Genomic DNA, 16557 nt, shown 5'->3' with positions numbered 1-16557 from the left:
TACAAAGCAGGCAGCGCAACAGACCAACCTGTAGGGGGTCAATTTTGGACGCCGATCCCCCGGCTTAGGGGGTCAATATTGCAGGCCGAATGACATAGGTCTGGGCAAAACGCACTCCGGCTTCCACTTTTGCCTTATCCCGGGGCTTTCGTGGCCGGGCCGGAAGGATGCCGACGCCGTAATGGGACGCCATCATCCCGTAGCTGCGATTGATTTCAGGGTCGTAGAACGAGGCGCTGTGAACGCCGGATTTCAGATTGTCGGGGACCACAAGCCGCGGCACCCCGCCAAAAAAGCGGAACATGCGGACATGGGCCTCGATCCAGTCCGCCAGTTTCTGCGTCCAGGGTAAGCGTAGCACCGAGGCCCTTGAGATTGTTTGTGCGGAATCTTGTGAGCACCGTAAGAAGAGTCATCTTCTGCAAGGGTGCTCACAATGGACGACCATTCGGACGACATAAGACGACCGTCGCCACGTATTGAAGTGTATACTGGCGCGGGTCGAAAGCGCTGGCCGGACGATTTGAAGGCGCGGATTGCTGCGGAAAGCCTCGAGCCTGGCGCGATTGTCACAGATGTTGCCCGCCGCCCCGGTTGCGCGATCGACGATCATGATTTTCTTGCCGGAGTAATCGACAAATACCTTGTCGCCGGCCGGATGGTCCTGCCGCATGGTAGGCGACAGGCGCCGCTCGAACTCCCGGAACAGATCGCAGAAGCGACTGTAGCCATAGCCTCCTGGGTGAACCGCGCGATACTCCTCCCAGAGCACCATCAAATTGACGCCAGGCCGCTTGAGTTCGCAGGCGAGCGAGCCCCAATCGGGCTCGGTGCGCCGGCGGAACCCGCGCTTGGCGCCGGCATGGGCGAACAGACGTTGTTCAAGAGCGGCGTCCGTGAGGTCGCCAGCCAAAGGCCACGCAAGCCCGGCCACTGTCGCCCGCTTGAGATTGTCCTGGATCGTGCTCCGCGCCACGCCGAGCGTGCGTCCGATCTCCCGGGCGCTCACCCCGTCACGAGCAAGCCGTAGCATTTGTCGTATCTGTCGCATGGTCAGTTCTCTCTTGGCCGGCATCCGTGTCCCCTCGTTTTCAACGAGGGACTTGATGCCCGAGGGACTGACCCAAACAAAAACGCCGACCTTCTCAGAAACCCAGCCGGAAATTGATCGGAATGGCGGCCGGCTTCAAATCGGAACGGTGGCCGGCTTCACGTCGGAATACCCGGCCGGAATAAATCGGAATCAGAGGGCATCGATGCTGTCGGGGCGTCCACCCGCACTTGCTTGGCTCAGGATACTTTCGGCTCTCTTGATCTCCGCAAATTCGGCTTCTAAACGGACGACCCGTTAGTCAGGATGATCCAGTGGTCACACCCCCGGCGGCCCTCTCGCCGGCCTCCAGTGCCGACAGCACGGATCTCTGCATGGCTATTCGCGAAAAGAAGCGTTGCGCGAAGTCCACCTGCGCTACCGATTGGGCCAGCCACGCGGCATCGTCAACAAGTAGCAACTTCAAGGCAGCGACGAGGCTGGGGACATCGTCGCACACGGGAACGACTTCCCCCAGCGTGGGGATTCCCTGCGAGCCGATTGACGTGGTCACTAGCGGCAGGCCGCGACTGAGCGCTTCAATAACCTTGCCCTTTACACCTGCTCCAAAGCGCAGCGGCACTATCGAAACGCGGTGCCGGTCGTACAGTTTGCCCAATTCTTCGTCAGTCACGTAGCCCGTTACTACTACGGTTGGGCCGGCCAGGGCTCGTACGGTCTCCGTGGGGTTGGATCCGGCCAAAACAACCTTTACCGGTCCTATCTCGTGCTCCAGCCGCGGTATTACCTCGTGTATCAAGAACACCGCCGCGTCGACATTGGGCGGGTGCGCGAAACCAGCGACGAACAGGATATTATACTCCTCTGGAGGTACGGTGCGTGCCGGGAAGGTATCGAAGCAAAAGGGCACAATGCCGCGGGCCAGAACGTGGGGAGACATCGCCCGCACCACCGCGGCCTCTTCTTCGGAGGGGTAGATCACCACATCGAAGTTGCGCCAGACCCGCCGTTCCAACCGCTCCATCGCGGCAGCTGCCTCCAGCAACTTGGAATTACCTTCTCGGTCCGCTTGGCGCCGAAGGCGAGCAAAATGCAGATCGACACCATAGAAGCTAAGTACCGCGTCGTTGTTCCGCATTATGTGAGGCAACACGTAGGTCGCGGTGTCCGGTCGGTTCACCAGCAAATGATCCAACTCACTACCGTTCTCGCGCAACCAACCGTCGAGATCTCCGGGCCAGCGATGGTCCAGCACCTCGACCCCGCACCGCTCCAGTGCGGTCGTGTAAACGGGGCTGTAGGCGCGGTTGTGTGGCCAGAATTTTACCACCCACCCAGCATCGACCAAACTCTCGATGATCCCCATTACGCTACGCGATCCCGCATCTCGGTCTGGTTCCGGCGTGTAATGGTCGATTATCAGGATTACCTTACGCGTCCGAGCACGATCGCGTGCGCGCAGCACGTGCTGTCCATTGGGATAGTTTTCTCGCGCCAGTGTCGCGCCCCAGCGCTTCACCATGCGCGTCTGGTTGGTGGTCTGGTGCGCCTTTACTCCCGTACTCAGGTCGGTCCCGTGCGACATGCCCTCGTGATGGACGATCATCGAGCGCGGCTCGTATAGTACCGTCATACCTTGTGCACGGATGCGGAAGGCTAAATCAACATCTTCATAATAAGCGGGCGCGAAGTCCTCGTCGAAGCCTCCCAGCGACTCAAATAGTGTACGCCGAACCATAATCGAAGCGCCTGAGCAATAGTCGACTTCTCGGACGTAGTTGTATTCTGGGCGGGATGGGTCGTCATCACGACCATAATTCCAGCCCGACGCGTCGTCCCATAAAATGCCACCAGCCTCCTGCAGTCGGCCATTCGGGAATAGTAGCTTTGATCCCACCATCCCTGTATCTGGTCGGGCGTCCAATAACTCTACCAGAGCGTCAATCGAGCCATGCTGCAGTTCCGTATCGTTGTTTAACATATGGATGTAGCGGCCCTTAGCAGCCCGGCAAGCTAGGTTGCAGCTGCGTAGGAAACCCAGGTTGGAGTCGTTGCGGATTAACTGGATCCCAATCACATTGCGAAGCACGCTCACGTCCTCCGGACCAGGGTAGGCGTCGTCCACCACGATCACCTCGATCGGATTGCGCGGGCTGTGGTTGGCGATGGACTGGAGGCAAGCCAGCGTGACACCCATTTGGCCGTAGGTCGAAATGACCACAGAGACGACCGGCTCGTGCGACGACGGGATTCTAATATCGCCAGGCAGAAAGGCCGGGGGCTCGGCAGACAGCAGGGAGGAAGGAACGGTGGGCAGTTTCGACGGGGGATGTAGCCGTAGCTGCCGGTACTCACGCCACGACCGGTACCGTCGCGGAAGCTGGAGCGTGATCATCCACCAAGCTAACTTAATGCCACGGCGTAGACTAAGAGCCAGGAAAGGGGAGCGCCCACCGGCAGCGCGCAGTGGACGTGTAGATCGCCAAGTGGTGCTCGTTTCGATCGCACTCAGGCGCCGCTCGGCTTCGGCGGCCTGCCGTTCCGCGCGCTCGAGCTTCGCCTGGTCTTCGGCGGCCTGGCGTTTAGCAAGCTCGAGCTTCGCCTCTGCTTCGGCGGCCTGGCGTTTAGCAAGCTCGAGCTTCGCCTGGTCTTCGGCGGCCTGGCGTTTAGCAAGCTCGAGCTTCGCCTCTGCTTCGGCGGCCTGGCGTTTAGCAAGCTCGAGCTTCGCCTCGGCCTCGACCACACGCTGCCCTGCGGCCCCCGTCTGCCGCTCTGCGTCGACGGCTCGGGACTCCGCGGCGGTCGCTCGCGCTGCAGCCTCGGAGGCCGCTTGCTCGGCAACACGCCGGCCCGCTTCCGCCTCGAGACGGACCCTCATATCGGTGTCCAGATCATTACGATAAACGTAGACACTATTCGGGAGCGGCGGCAGCGCTATGTCCGATGCGAAAGCCACGACATAGGGCGCGCGAGAAAAATTCTCGCTGCTCTCGATCAGCTTATCGCCGCGCCTTTCGTAAGATCGCACCGGCACATCCGGACCGGTGCGGAGGATCACGGAGCCAATCAGCGCGCGCTGGGTGGCAAAGGCAGAATTGGCGAAATGCCGCACCAGCAGGGTCTCGAACTCGGCTCGGGTTAGTTCCAGCACGTGATAAGGGTTGGGCGTCGCGCCGAGCGGCGAATATGCGTCGCGGTCAGGGGTGCTGATGATGAGTAACCCGTCCGGACGCAGCACGCGACGCAGCTCCGAAAGGAAAACGTCGTGTTCCGCTAGATGCTCCAGCGTCTCGAAGGATACCACGACATCAATGCTGCCGTCCGGTAGCGGCAGAGCCCGAGCGTCACCTTGCTCATAACGCAGGTTCGGCCGCTGGAATTCGGCACGTGCGGTCGTCACAGTGTCAGCGTCGATCTCGATCCCCACTGCGGACCGGGCAATCTGAGCAAGCAGGGCAGTGCCGTATCCTTCGCCGGACGCGACATCCAGCACGTCCCGGCCTCGGCAGAACTCACGGGCCAGCAGATACCGATGGTAATGCTCGATCTCGATCTGGCCCGAAATCGCAGCTGTCAGCCGCTCACCAGTGAAAGTTTGCGGCGTCGTTGCCGCTTCGCGTCGGATCAATTCACCCATCTTAAGTCCGTTGCCTGTGGATTGCTGAACTCGCCTAATTGCCCAAGCCGACAATAACCCGCGAGTTTTTCATTGGACGATCGCACTCAGGCACCCTATATGGCTGGATTCATCGGGGCGGCATAGGTGCAATCGGCACATTCGGGCGGTAATTCCCGCTGTCAACCCTTCGGATAGAACGATTGCAAAAGTTCTGCGTGCTAGGAGCGCCGGACATTTGTTGCAGAGTGGCCGGCTCAGGCTGCCTTTGCAAGGGTGACAGCTTCAGGAGGTTGTGGGTGGTGCAGATCATGGCCCATTCGGCACGCATTTTCTCGACGCCCCGCAACAGGAACTGGCGGAATCCGCGCGCGCCCTCACGCTGGTTTGCTCGATCTCCGCGTCTGCAAAATCAGGTGGCCGCTCGAATTTAGCTCGCAGTCGATCGTGGCCGGATCGAGTTCGGTCATGTGCATTTCATAGTGTCATCGTGTTTGGCCGTGCTTATCGGACAAGAACCGAGACCTGAATTCGTTGGTGTATTTCCCCCCGCGATCGATGTCAATTGACCGCGACCCCGGGATCCGGAACGATATTGGCCCATGCCCTTGTGCCGGACCATGATCGCGAACTCGTAGAGCCCGTAATCCCGGAGCATTCGGCGGGATCGTCATATTATCACATTAGGTCTGGGCGTCTCTCCGGTCCGGGTCGCTCGACGTGCTGAGCACGTTGATGACAAAACCATGGATTTCGGCGTGCGCAAGCACTGCGATCGTCTGTTTGACATAGTCGGGGCACGCTTCACTAGGTATTCTCCAGACTGGGCATGGCGATCGGAGCCATGCTGGCGTGCTGGTGAGATCGCGCGTCCTGCTATTCGCAATACTCGATGTGGCTGCGTTGAACGGCTTGCAGCCTCGGTATCTTTTCCCTATAGCGTGCTCACTGACGCTGGTCGCGCTTGGTGCCCACTTTGTCGCCCGACATCTGCTAAAATAACGTTGGTTTACCCCGGGGATGATCAGCCGCCAAATCGGTTCGCAAAGCTCAAACGGTGCGCTGCCAAGGGAGCAAGCCTCCTTTCCGTTCGCCGGCCACCTGATCGCCGCGCTGATAGTCGCGGGGTTTCTCCTACGCATGCTGTCCCTGGCCGGGTCGGAACTCGATGTTTTCGCGGCGATCGCGGTTTACGCCGGCGCCGTGATCACGATCGGGGTCGGCGAGATCGTGCTATCGCTGTTTGCATGCTCCGCGATGATCGCGCGCGCCCTGATGGCGACCCTCACGGGCGCCATCGTCACGTCGATTCTGCTCCTCGCCTCATCCTTCATCACCGGCCTGCCAACCGGTCAGCTTCTGATCTGGTCCGGGGTTGCGGTCCTGCCCCTGACCTGGGCCGTTTCCCGTCGTCGTCCGGCATCAACAGGCACCGCCTGGCAGGACCTCGCCGCGATGGCGGTCGCCGCAATCATTGTCGCTATCTGGTGCCACGACTTCGCCCAGAGCGCTACCGTACTGGAAGCGACCAACCAGTTGCACGCTTGGGACGATAACTATGTCCACGGCGCCCAACTTGCTGAATTCGGCGACCGACTTGCGGTCGGTCGAGGGGCGATCCTTTTCGCGGACTACCCACGCGTGTTCTATCACTATGGAATGTACATGCTGCCGTCAACGGTGCTCGGCGCCGTTAACGCGTCCGGCCTGGCCATTGCAGTCGCATTTCTGACGCCGCTCGGCCTGTTTCTGGGCCTGACGGCCAGTTTCGTGCTGGCAAGCCAGCTGTCGTGCCGGCTGGCCGGCATCGCCGCCGTGGCGTGCCTCACTGCGCTTCCCGACGCGGCTCAATATGGCTTCAAGAACGGCTTCTATAGCTTCCATTGGTTGCTGTTTACGACCCCCGGCGCCGGCTATGGCATTGCCGCGTGCTGCGTGGCCTTGATCCTTTTTGTCGAATGGTACCGCACCCGGGCCACGGCCACGCTCGTCGGCGCGATCATCATATCTGTGGCAATTTTCCAGTTGCGGGTCCATTTTCTGATCTGGTTTGCACCCGCGATAGTGACCAGCTTCCTGTTGCAGTTGGACTTCATCCGGCGCAATCCCCGGCGATGGCTGGGCGCGATCGCCGGGGGCAGCCTGTCGCTGATCGTCGTCGTGGCAAGCCTTGAGCCCATCCGACATTTCTGGCTGTCGCATTCAGTTGTTGAGGCCTACCTGAACTTAGCTTACAGGAGCAGCGAGCCCAACAACTATGCCGGGCTTTACGACTGGTTGACTGCTCGACTCGGCGACGTTCCCACGTTTTTCGTCGCTGCGCTGCTCTTGCTGCCGGCGGCCTTCGGTGTGCTGTTGCTCGCCTATCCGCTAACTCTGTCGCTGGCGATGCGAACGCATGGATGGATATGGACCCCCTTCGATACCTTCCCGCTCGCCCTCATCGCAGTTTTCATCGGCATGACACTGTATGCGCCCGCCGCTGGAGGCCTTATCGATGAACTCCAGCACCGCTCCTTCGTGTTTCTCTATGTCGTGCTGGCGGTCTGGAACTGCGCATACGTTTTTCGGGGAACTCCGTTGTCATTCAGAACGCCCGCGGCTCGCTGGGGACTCGCCGGGCTCGTACCCGTTTGCGTGGCGCTCAAACTCCTGACAAATTTTGATCCGGCCCGTCCCCACTTCAACTGGGGGAAGAGCCACTACGACACCCTGTTGAACCCAGGCATTATCAGCGCCGCGCAATGGATCCGCGGCCACGCAACCCATGGTAATACGATCGCGCTAGCACCAGTCGACTCCGCCGCGCTAATTGCGGACTCCCCGACCGCACTTGCAAGCTTTACAAACTTGCCGGAATATCTCGCACGCGCCGGCAGCCAACTCAAACAGGATCCGGCGCGCCGCGCGGTCGCTGAACAACGGCTGCAGCGACTTGAGAAAATTGAACAGCTCCACGACGCGGAATCGGTATTTCAATTGTTGAAAGAAGCACGCGTGACCTATTTCGTCTGGCTCGCGGTCAAGCCACCGTCCTTCGATTCTCAATATTCACGAGCGGTCTTTCACGACGCGAATGTTTCGATTTACCAGACCAATGCCGCCACAAAGGATTGATTGATCTGTTAGTCAACTCGCTTGCAAAGCTCTCGGACGGCTCGTGACGATTGTCGATCGAACCGCGTCGCCGCTCACAGGAATGTTTCCTCGATGACGGCTTCAGGCTTGCTGCTGACGGCGTCAAAGACACGCCACAGATACTCGCCGATGGCACCGAGCATAACCAAGATCAGGCCCGAGAAAAAACTAATAAGCGCAGCGAGAGTAGCAAATCCCTGAACCTCCACATCACCCAGGACCGCGGATACGACAAGGCTGATGCCGTAAAGAAAGCTAAGGAAGGCCACAAAGACACCGAAGCCTGACAGCATCCTAATAGGCATCACCGAGAAGCCCGTAACCGTATCGAAAAGGAACTTCAGTTTCTTGCGGAAGGTCCATCGCGAGCGTCCGTGTTGTCGTTCGAGCCGGCTGTACGAAAGTACGCGCGGATTGAAGCCGAGCCAAAAGGCATAAACATTTGGATTGGTATTTTTGGTGCTGCGCTGAAGGTAGGGCAGCATGACCTTATCCATCAGCATCAGGTCGTATCCGCCTTGCGGATAGCCTTTGATCACCATGAATTCCAAGAGCAGGTAATATATCGACGCGAAGAACTTCGTGACGGGCGGGTCACCACGGGCAGCACGGGCAGCAACGACAAATTTATGCCCATTGACCCACTCGTCCACCATAAGAACAATTTGCTCGATCGGCTCTTGCAAGTCCGCCGACAGCATCGTGAAAGCATCACCGGTGACGAACTGAAACCCCGTCTTCGAGGCCGCGACTGCACCAAAATTACGCGACAGGTTGATCACCTTAGTCGCAGGACGGGCTGCCTTGATCTTAAGAAGCTGTTCAAGAGAGTTGTCACCGGATCCGTCATCAACGAATATCAGTTCCAAGTCTATCTGCCGCGAGTGCAGCATTTCCTCGAGCTGAATCAACTGCTCATGGAGATGGGGCAACGATTCGGCATTATAGTAGACCGCGACAATTATAGATAAAGTCTTCGCAGGTTTCATCACTCAACCGTTTTCCAACTCGGCCACGCCGAATCCAAAGCGTCCGTAATCGTTGCCATTGTAGAACATGAATGTCCGGTCGCTTACGGCCATCACTGACGCATAGCAGACGATCTCCGAGTCCCATCCAGAAGACGAGACGTCGATGCCAGCTTCATCGTCGCGACGAACCCAATCCAATCCATCGTTGGAGTCCGCGAAGCCAATGCGATACCACTTTGACCGCGACCGAACAGAGTACCATAGTCGGTAGCCATCCGCAGTTCGCATCGCGAATGGTCGGCCAAAGCCATATTCGTCGTCATCCTTTGGGTAGAGGACCGCAAGACCCGTACTGCCCCATGCCAATCCGTCGTCCGAGTGCAAGTACCGCAAGCCGTATCGCGGCACCTGCTTGCCGTTAACTTCGATGAACTCGTTGCCACTCGCGTACCACATATGGAAACCTCCAGAAGGATCGCGGATCACCGTAGCGCCACTGCGGACGAAACGCTCCTTGGCGCTACGGTCAAGTATTGGTGCTTGTGAGGCACGGACAAATGTCTCGCCTCCGTCGCGACTGATTGCTAAGCCTGTAAACAAAAGGTAGCGAACCGTATGACAAAGCTGATATCCGGCGTAGTACATCCAAAGTTCATCGCCTCTTTGGATGATTGATGTCACATTGACACCATTCTCGTCAAAACACGCGATGCCACCAGGGTTTAGAATCGGATGCGTCGCAGTCCGAAGAATATGTTGTGGATCATTTCTGTCGACATCGATGTAGGTTACGCGCCCCACCATGTTTGCGTCGCAGGTTGAAAAATAAATTCGCAGCGCACCGTTTTCCAATAGCAATGGAGTAGGAACGAGTGCATGCGAGCGCGCCCACGCATGGCTGCCATCAGGGGCGTAGAGAAGACCTAACTTTCGCCAGCGCACTTCCAACCCCTTTTCTGAAACATTGCAGCATCCACCTCGAGTAAGAGCCCGGTTTAGGCCACTTAGACAATCGACCGATCGGAAATCCGCGTACAGGACTTAGCAAAAAAGAAATCGTAAAGCTTTTGAACCTAGACTTTTTTATTGAGGTCGAGGTCATTGCTGGCACGTAAACGAACGGCCTTGTCTAGCCATTCATGCAGACTCGATCCAGTTGCGCGGGCCGCAGCTTCTGCCATTTTCTTCGCCTCGGGCGTTACACCCTCCAAATTCCCGTAGTAGCGAGACCGATGTGTTCCGCCCCGAAAACCGAGGATCGGTTTATCAAGGTCAACCTTAGGCGGGTCATTAGCGACGCGAAAATCGATTAGGTAAAATGCTTGGCCAATGATCCAACGCACACAAACCTCGCGTGCAATCTCAGGCACAAGATCGACCGGCACCTCGTGTCGATAAAGTGCATTCGAATTGAGCAAAATCTTGCCGTACTCCGTTTGGCGCAGCCAGGGCCCAACTGATTCATCACCCACCACGACTTTACCTCCTGGCCGTACGACGCGCGCCATTTCACTAAGTGCTTGTTTTCTATCGGAAAAAAGGTTCAGTCCACCGAAGTGAAAGGCTGCATCGAAATAGCCATCAGGAAATGGTAGCCGTGTGGCATTGCCGATGAAGAATTCTGATTGAGGCAAGGGATGGTCAGCCGCCAAGGTTTGCATCCGGTCACGACCAATGGCGAGCATGTGGGGCGACAGGTCCTGCAAGAAGAACTTTCCATCTGGACCAATTCGACGCGCAATCCTGGTAGAATCCCGACACGTTCCGCATCCGGTTTCGAGCATCGTATTTCCTGGTTTCAGTTCCAAGAGATCGATCATGTTTTCACGGATGAGATTTTCATCCTCGTAAAAGCTCTCGAAGAGCCAATCCATGATTGAGTCATAGGTCCGACTGCTTGACTGATAGTAAGCATACTCGCGTTTTTCGTCCTCGCCCAGATGTTCATCAGAATCTGAGATTAATTGTGGAATGCCGTCACGTATCTCGTATTGCCTCGTATTCGTTTTCAGAACTCCGGAAATTACTTCAGATCCACTCTTTTCTTTGACCTCAAGGATAAGTTCTTCGCCCGTGTAGGGGCAGCGATAGATGTCTGTTGCGACGGGCTTCAACGTTGCCTCCTTTGATCGAAGATATCGGCGCCTAACCCCGCAGACGGACAAAGTCCAGAGGAATGTCAGTTGACTTTTGTCCGAGGCCTTCTAACCTTCCATCTCCTCAATGTGCCGTCGAGGACGTTGGGATGAGTCCCTCATGGCGGGACTGCATTCTACTTGGAATTGTGAGCGGTAACGAGTGGGTCGTCGTGAGGCGCGAAGTGTTCCGGATATCGCCGCAACGGCCTCAGAATAGCAAATCAGGCCGCAAGTTGTGACCGCCATCCCCCGATCTCTGCCGTTGCTCGCTCCAGGAACCCGGTTCGTAAGCACCGGCGTCGCCAATAGCATGTTTGACGTTTGCGCTCTACCAAGAATTGGTGCCATGGCTTATGCGCTATCTTTTGCAGCAGGAATTGCGTTTTCGGCGGTGATCAACCCACGCATTGTGTTTTTATCGCGCCTGATCCGGCTGACCACTCTACGTTTCGCGGTATTCCATTGCACCCTTAGTGTCGTCGGGCTCGACGTCACCGTAGCTTTGGTCGACCTATTCGGCGCGCCCGCCAGGATAGCGCCGGTCGGCACTGCCGTGCTTCTACAGCCGATCAGCTTCCTCGCCAGCCGGTTGGCTTTGACATCTAAACGTTCGAGTTTAGTGAATCACTTTGCAAACAGCAACGGCACGCGTCAGCTTCTTGGACCGTCGTTTAGTTTGAACGAACGAGGAACGGTTAAATGAAATCCCGGGAAGACCTCACGGTGCTCGCGCGCGATGTCCTGATCCTCACCTACGTCACAATCGCGTCTTCGACCTTGTCGTTCTTCCTGCCGCGCTCGTCGTCGAAGATTTGGGACTTCCACTGGGGTCCTTGGATCCGCACCTTCCAGCAGCACGGCTTGGTTGGCGGTTTTTACGCTGTCAACGACGTATATCCCCCCCTGACCTTCTCGCTCCTGGCATTTGTATCCACGCTCCCGGGCGACACTTACCTCAACTTCAAGCTCGCCCAGATACTCTTCACCTTCGCGTCGGCTCTACTCATCTTGGTCTGGCGCCGAAACATCGTCCTTGCAGTCGGTGCTTATTTGGCCCTCGTGCCAAATTCGATCATATTCGATTCGGTCGATATTTTCTTTACACCTTTCCTGATTGGCGCCCTGATTGCCGCCTCAAAGAGGCGTTGGGCCTGGTTCTCTGCCCTATATGTTGCTGCATGCCTGGTCAAATTCCAGCCTGTGGTACTCGCACCATTTTTCCTGATCTGGGCGGTCAGGGACCTGCAGAGGTGGCGGACCTGGCTACTCCTGGTCGTGCCCGCATGTCTGGTTCTCCTGCCGGTTGTCGTCGTTTTCGGCCCACAATTCCCGGGCGCTCTGTTCAGGGCGTTTGGTGCAAGTTCCTTCTTTTCGGGAGATGCCTATAATCTCAACTGGCTGACAGGCTCGATTTACGGCCTCGCGAATTTCCCCGACGCAACCGCATTCTCTCTCATGCCAATCATGACGGATCCGCGAATTCCGCGCGCCATGTGGAGGATCGCTCAACTGACGTCATACGCATCGTTTATCTTCATTGTCGCTTTGTCGTATTTCTCGCCCCGCTCGCCGACAAACTTATTCATGTTTTGCGGGTTCGGGATGCTATCCTATTTCATGTTGCACACCGAGGTGCATGAAAACCATCTTCATATTGTCGTCGTTTGCTTCGCGGTTCTCGCCGCGGTGTCTCCGCGCCATATTCCAACTTTTCTCTTTTGGTCGGGAGCGCAAGCGGTCAATCTCATGCAGATTTTCACCGGCTGGACGCGGACGGTCGCCGGCTTGGAATGGACGTTGCTGATCTCGATCTTCAACGTCATCATGTTCATTGCGCTGTATTTCGACATCGTGAAATCTGTGGTCAATGCCCGGGCGGAAGATCGCCGCAACCGGCTTGTGTCGAGACTTGTGGACGACGCGCTTTTGGGGGCTCCAAGTTCTACTGTGTGACGCGTGCGGCCGGGAAGAGGAAGGGATAGATCAAGGACGAAGTGGCTCGCCTATACCCTGTGAGGGTACACGAAGGGCCCATTTTGCTAAGAATGAGTGGCGAGCGCCCTCAAATGGCAGCGTCACCATCCAAAGGGTCGCCCCTGCCAACAACGCAAGCGGCCAACCATATCCGCTCGGAGCGAGGGTCAACGCCGGTAGGTGAGCGAGATAAAGTGTGTAGGAAATTTCGCCGAGAGTTCTGTCCGTTCTGCTGCTCTTGATGCGCAAGATCCACAGGGTGAATGGCAGCATCAAGACGACAACTGCGATATTTGCAGCATTAGAATATCCAATTTGAAAAAAATAGAAGTGAAAGTAATCGCCGACTCCTCCGAGCACTGATACGCGGGCTGACGGAATTGCAATGAGCATGACTACAAAAATGAGAGCCATGATTGGAGACATAAGGGCCCAGGGAACAGTCGGCCGAAGATCTCGTGTTGCTGCTGTCATGCCAACGAAGAAAAAGATCAAGCAGATGACCTGCAAGGTCGCAGACGACCAAGTCAGATAAGCCCCGACGGCTATAATCGCGCAAGAAATTGAGAGGGTGCTAGGTGCGGTCAGTGCCGCAAGAAGAATTGGCGCGAGGATGTAGAATTGAGTCTCGTAAGCTAGCGTCCAGGCGTGTAGCAAAAGCGGCGTACGGAAGTAGAGGTCAGCTAACGGATTAGCTAGCATGTTGAAGTTTCTGATATCCCATATCCCAAACGCCGCGGAGGCGCAAAACGCCGTGATGAAAAATGCTGGATACAGCCGCCAGATCCTGGAGATTAGATAGGTCAGGTATGGCCTTGGCATCTTGGAGTATTTCGATCGCCACATGATCGCGATCCAATATCCGCTCACAACAAAGAATGTATAGACCGCGAATCCCCCAAACACCCCGTAGCCAGTGTGCTCGGCTAACACGAGAATCGACAAGAAAAACCTGTAAGTACCCGAAGCCACTGACCATCCCCGATTGGCCTTGCGCCACTATGTATATCTTATTGACGCATCCTAAAGATACGTACATTGACGCATCCTAAAGATACACACAACACAAGAAAAATAACTTAACAATATCAGATAGAAGCGACAGCATGTGACCTGAGCCTCGCAAATTCCTCCAAAACAAAATGAGTAGAGTCCGATGCCTCTTAAGGAGCGGGCGATCAAGCGATCGAGATTTACGGAAGAGCAGATCATCGGGATTTTGCGGGAGAAGGAAGCCAGCGGCAACACCTCGGATGTTTGCCGCAAGCACGGAATCAGCGGTGCTGCGTTTTACAAATGGAAGGCCAAGTACGGCGGTCTGGAGGTATCGGAGGCACGGCGATTGAAGTCGCTGGAAGATGAGAACGCCTACCCGTCGACATGATAGCAACAAACGGGCTTACCTAGAGGCGCCAATATTGCTAGAGACGAGGAATGGTCACCACCCTTGCCGACGCATTCCGGTCCCGTGGCGGGAACAATTTCAATCTGATCCGTCTCATTGCGGCGCTCAGCGTCATCTATGGGCATTCCTACGTCATTGCGGGGCATGGCGGTGCGGATATTGTGCTTTCGACTGTCGGATTTCGCTTTGTCGGCGGCATCGCGGTCGATATGTTTTTTATTATCAGCGGCTTGCTCGTCACGACGAGCATGCTCGGCCGGGCCAGCGTTCCAGGGTTTCTTGTCGCGCGGGCGCTGCGTATATATCCCGCCCTGATAATTTGCGTCGCGCTCTCCGCGTTTGTGCTTGGACCATTGATTACCACGTCGCCCAATTATTGGACGACGCTGCCATTCAGCTACTTCTTTCACAACGCCAGCGCCATGGATTATACGCTCTATCTGCCTGAAGTGTTCGAGGCGATACCGCAAAAAGGGGCTGTCAATGGGCCGCTGTGGTCCATCGTGATGGAGGTCAGGCTCTACATCGTGACGGCGGGAATTTTCCTCCTTGGGATATTGCAGCGTCGTCACATGTTCAACGCGCTGTTTTTGTTCCTGATCGTCGTCTATTTTCTCAAGCCGCAGATGACAATGCCGCTGCTGCCGTGGGACTCGCCCTTTCATCGCGGATTGGTTCTGCTGTATTTCACCGGTGCCTTTTATGCTCTGAACGCGAAGCTCGTTCCGCTGAACCCGCTGATCTTGATGGGGCTTCTTTATTTTGCCGCATCGCTTCACGACGGGCCCGAACCAAGGTATCTGATCGGGTATTACCTTTTGCTTCCGTATCTTGTGATGATGATGGCCTTTGCGCCTGGTCTTTCGTGGTTCAACCAACTGGGCGATTACTCCTACGGCGTCTATCTCTACGGCTGGCCGGTATCGCAAACGGTTGTGCAGTTTTGGCCAGACATGTCCGCGCTGGAAAACACGGCATGGTCGTGCGCAATCTCGCTGACCCTGGCTATCGCATCATGGCATTTGGTCGAGAAACGCGCCCTTAGGCTGAAAAAGCCTATAGGTGCAGCGCTTTATCGGTTCGGCCGCGCGCCGCTGATCGGCGGATGTCGCTCTCAGCAAGAGGAGCAACGGTTGGCCGCTGAGACAGTTAAAGAGACCAACTGAGACTGACTGCGTAAAACGGGCCGTTCTTTCCAAATCCAGAACCTGAATATCGACGAAGCATTATCGAGGCCGCGTTCACACCTCGCACAAAAGCGATGAAAGTTGATAGCTTCTCCATGATAGCTTAACTGCTTAACTGCTGGCGGAATGTCTGAATCTTGGGAGGGGGCTCCGGCTTGAGAAAAGCGCAACAGACTACCAACCACGACGGCTCAAGTCGGCCAGTCGAGGCGGCGTCGGCGCCGCTGTGCACCGGCTGGCCGTCGGTGCCGCTTGCGGGCGGCGCGGCCACGCGTAGCGAATAGGGGAATAGTGATGCTCGTCTTCCTTCCCTATTCGCTATTCGCCATCGCCACATCCGCCAAATTCAACCGGTTCGAAAGGAAAGCCCTTCATAAACCGGCTCCCCGCATGTATGATGATTTCGACGCAACTATTGCGTGTCACAAACCAGGTGATTTAACCAAGAGGTTTTCACGATGACAAAGGTTTCACGATTGTAGGCATTGCTCGCATTGGTGTTTGCTTTTTTCCACCGGGCCGGCGCAGGCGCAGGCCACGCGTACCTGGGTGTCGGGGGGGCGGCCAATCCATGCAGCCGCACCGCCGTGCAAGACGTTTGCCGGGGCGATTTCCAAGACCGTGGCGGGCGGCGAAATTAACTGCATTGATCCAGGCGGCTGTGGCGCCTTGACCCCTTGACCATTCACCAAGGCGCTGACCATCGATTGCGCCAGTGTCGAGGCTGGGGTGCTGGTATCCAGTGACGTTGCCCCCACCTCTTATCCGTAAGCGCGAATTTCTCCGCACCTTTTTCTTTTGAGAGCTCTGATGCATGAGGTGTCCACCAAGATAGGTGGACACCTTGTGATGGCAGCGGATGATCAGAAACTGCGGGTCAGGCTTGTTGGCCGATAGCGGCATGAGGACCCCACCTTGTTAAGTTGCGACGCGCTCTCGATTGTGTCCCTTGTTTCTTGAACAGGGGGATGGTGCGTTGCTTCGTACGCATACGACGAAGACCGCCTGATTGACGCATGCGCGCGGGCACGGCGAGTTGTATGATGGCGATGCGTGAAGGTCAGGCGGCTTGCTGAT

10 protein-coding genes and 3 pseudogenes are annotated in these 16557 nt (G+C 56.6%); 5 read left to right on the top strand and 8 right to left on the bottom strand.

The features are described from left to right. Positions 1 to 88: 88 nt before the first annotated feature. The 4 genes and pseudogenes from GSQ88_RS28450 to GSQ88_RS35065 form a co-directional block, all read right to left on the bottom strand. Positions 89 to 346: pseudogene (locus tag GSQ88_RS28450) on the bottom strand (IS21 family transposase); the annotation flags it as partial. A gap of 66 nt (positions 347 to 412) precedes the next feature. Beyond that, a complete protein-coding gene (locus tag GSQ88_RS36235) occupies positions 413 to 1075 on the bottom strand; it encodes a helix-turn-helix domain-containing protein (RefSeq protein WP_502706775.1) in 663 nt (220 codons plus the stop codon). Positions 1076 to 1352: 277 nt separating this feature from the next. Continuing rightward, positions 1353 to 4688, bottom strand: coding sequence for a methyltransferase domain-containing protein (locus tag GSQ88_RS28440; RefSeq protein ID WP_159011118.1), 3336 nt, complete (start codon positions 4686 to 4688; stop codon positions 1353 to 1355). A 256-nt stretch (positions 4689 to 4944) separates the two neighbouring features. Beyond that, positions 4945 to 5052: pseudogene (locus GSQ88_RS35065) on the bottom strand (transposase); the annotation flags it as partial. A gap of 635 nt (positions 5053 to 5687) precedes the next feature. Here GSQ88_RS35065 and GSQ88_RS28435 point away from each other — a divergent pair. Next, entirely contained in the window at positions 5688 to 7784 is a 2097-nt protein-coding gene (locus GSQ88_RS28435) for a hypothetical protein (RefSeq protein ID WP_159011117.1), read from the top strand. A gap of 74 nt (positions 7785 to 7858) precedes the next feature. Here GSQ88_RS28435 and GSQ88_RS28430 read toward each other — a convergent pair whose 3' ends face one another. The 3 genes from GSQ88_RS28430 to GSQ88_RS28420 all read right to left on the bottom strand — a co-directional run bounded on the left by GSQ88_RS28430 (position 7859) and on the right by GSQ88_RS28420 (position 10890). Continuing rightward, positions 7859 to 8794 (bottom strand): glycosyltransferase, encoded by a 936-nt coding sequence (locus GSQ88_RS28430; protein WP_159011120.1) that lies wholly within the window; start codon positions 8792 to 8794, stop codon positions 7859 to 7861. 3 nt (positions 8795 to 8797) lie between these two features. Next, positions 8798 to 9718, bottom strand: coding sequence for a glucosyl hydrolase (locus tag GSQ88_RS28425; RefSeq protein ID WP_210253912.1), 921 nt, complete (start codon positions 9716 to 9718; stop codon positions 8798 to 8800). Between the two features lie 131 nt (positions 9719 to 9849). Then, positions 9850 to 10890, bottom strand: a complete 1041-nt coding sequence (locus tag GSQ88_RS28420; RefSeq protein WP_159011115.1) for a class I SAM-dependent methyltransferase — start codon at positions 10888 to 10890, stop codon at positions 9850 to 9852. A 370-nt stretch (positions 10891 to 11260) separates the two neighbouring features. Here GSQ88_RS28420 and GSQ88_RS28415 point away from each other — a divergent pair, with 370 nt between their 5' ends. Further along, on the top strand, positions 11261 to 11617 hold the full coding sequence (locus tag GSQ88_RS28415; protein WP_159011114.1) for a GtrA family protein: 357 nt from the start codon (positions 11261 to 11263) through the stop codon (positions 11615 to 11617). Next, complete coding sequence (locus tag GSQ88_RS28410; RefSeq protein WP_159011113.1) at positions 11614 to 12867, top strand: putative hexosyltransferase; 1254 nt, start codon at positions 11614 to 11616, stop codon at positions 12865 to 12867. Before GSQ88_RS28415 ends, GSQ88_RS28410 begins: the two co-directional genes overlap by 4 nt. Before the next feature lie 30 nt (positions 12868 to 12897). Here GSQ88_RS28410 and GSQ88_RS28405 read toward each other — a convergent pair whose 3' ends face one another. Further along, positions 12898 to 13833 carry an acyltransferase family protein gene (locus GSQ88_RS28405; RefSeq protein ID WP_210253911.1) on the bottom strand — a complete coding sequence of 312 codons (936 nt, stop codon included), beginning with the start codon at positions 13831 to 13833 and terminating at the stop codon, positions 12898 to 12900. 232 nt (positions 13834 to 14065) lie between these two features. On the opposite strand from GSQ88_RS28405, the pseudogene GSQ88_RS28400 reads away from it, so the two are divergent. Together GSQ88_RS28400 and GSQ88_RS28395 are read left to right on the top strand one after the other, a co-directional pair. Next, positions 14066 to 14257 (top strand): annotated as a pseudogene (locus GSQ88_RS28400) (transposase); the annotation flags it as partial. Positions 14258 to 14322: 65 nt separating this feature from the next. Further along, a complete protein-coding gene (locus GSQ88_RS28395) occupies positions 14323 to 15459 on the top strand; it encodes an acyltransferase family protein (protein ID WP_159011111.1) in 1137 nt (378 codons plus the stop codon). Positions 15460 to 16557 lie beyond the last annotated feature (1098 nt).

The sequence above is a fragment of the Bradyrhizobium sp. S69 genome (genome assembly GCF_009766005.1).
In the GTDB taxonomy this organism is placed as follows: Bacteria; Pseudomonadota; Alphaproteobacteria; order Rhizobiales; family Xanthobacteraceae; genus Bradyrhizobium.
The sequence above is the reverse complement of the archived record's forward strand: the minus strand, read 5'-3'. Positions and strand labels throughout refer to the sequence as shown.

Bases quoted from the DNA above. Each gene is read 5' to 3' on its own strand.
- GSQ88_RS28430 (WP_159011120.1), bottom strand. From the start codon at position 8,794: ATGAAACCTGCGAAGACTTTATCTATAATTGTCGCGGTCTACTATAAT.
- GSQ88_RS36235 (WP_502706775.1), bottom strand. From the start codon at position 1,075: ATGCCGGCCAAGAGAGAACTGACCATGCGACAGATACGACAAATGCTA.
- GSQ88_RS28440 (WP_159011118.1), bottom strand. From the start codon at position 4,688: ATGGGTGAATTGATCCGACGCGAAGCGGCAACGACGCCGCAAACTTTC.
- GSQ88_RS28415 (WP_159011114.1), top strand. From the start codon at position 11,261: ATGGCTTATGCGCTATCTTTTGCAGCAGGAATTGCGTTTTCGGCGGTG.
- GSQ88_RS28395 (WP_159011111.1), top strand. From the start codon at position 14,323: ATGGTCACCACCCTTGCCGACGCATTCCGGTCCCGTGGCGGGAACAAT.
- GSQ88_RS28410 (WP_159011113.1), top strand. From the start codon at position 11,614: ATGAAATCCCGGGAAGACCTCACGGTGCTCGCGCGCGATGTCCTGATC.
- GSQ88_RS28435 (WP_159011117.1), top strand. From the start codon at position 5,688: ATGATCAGCCGCCAAATCGGTTCGCAAAGCTCAAACGGTGCGCTGCCA.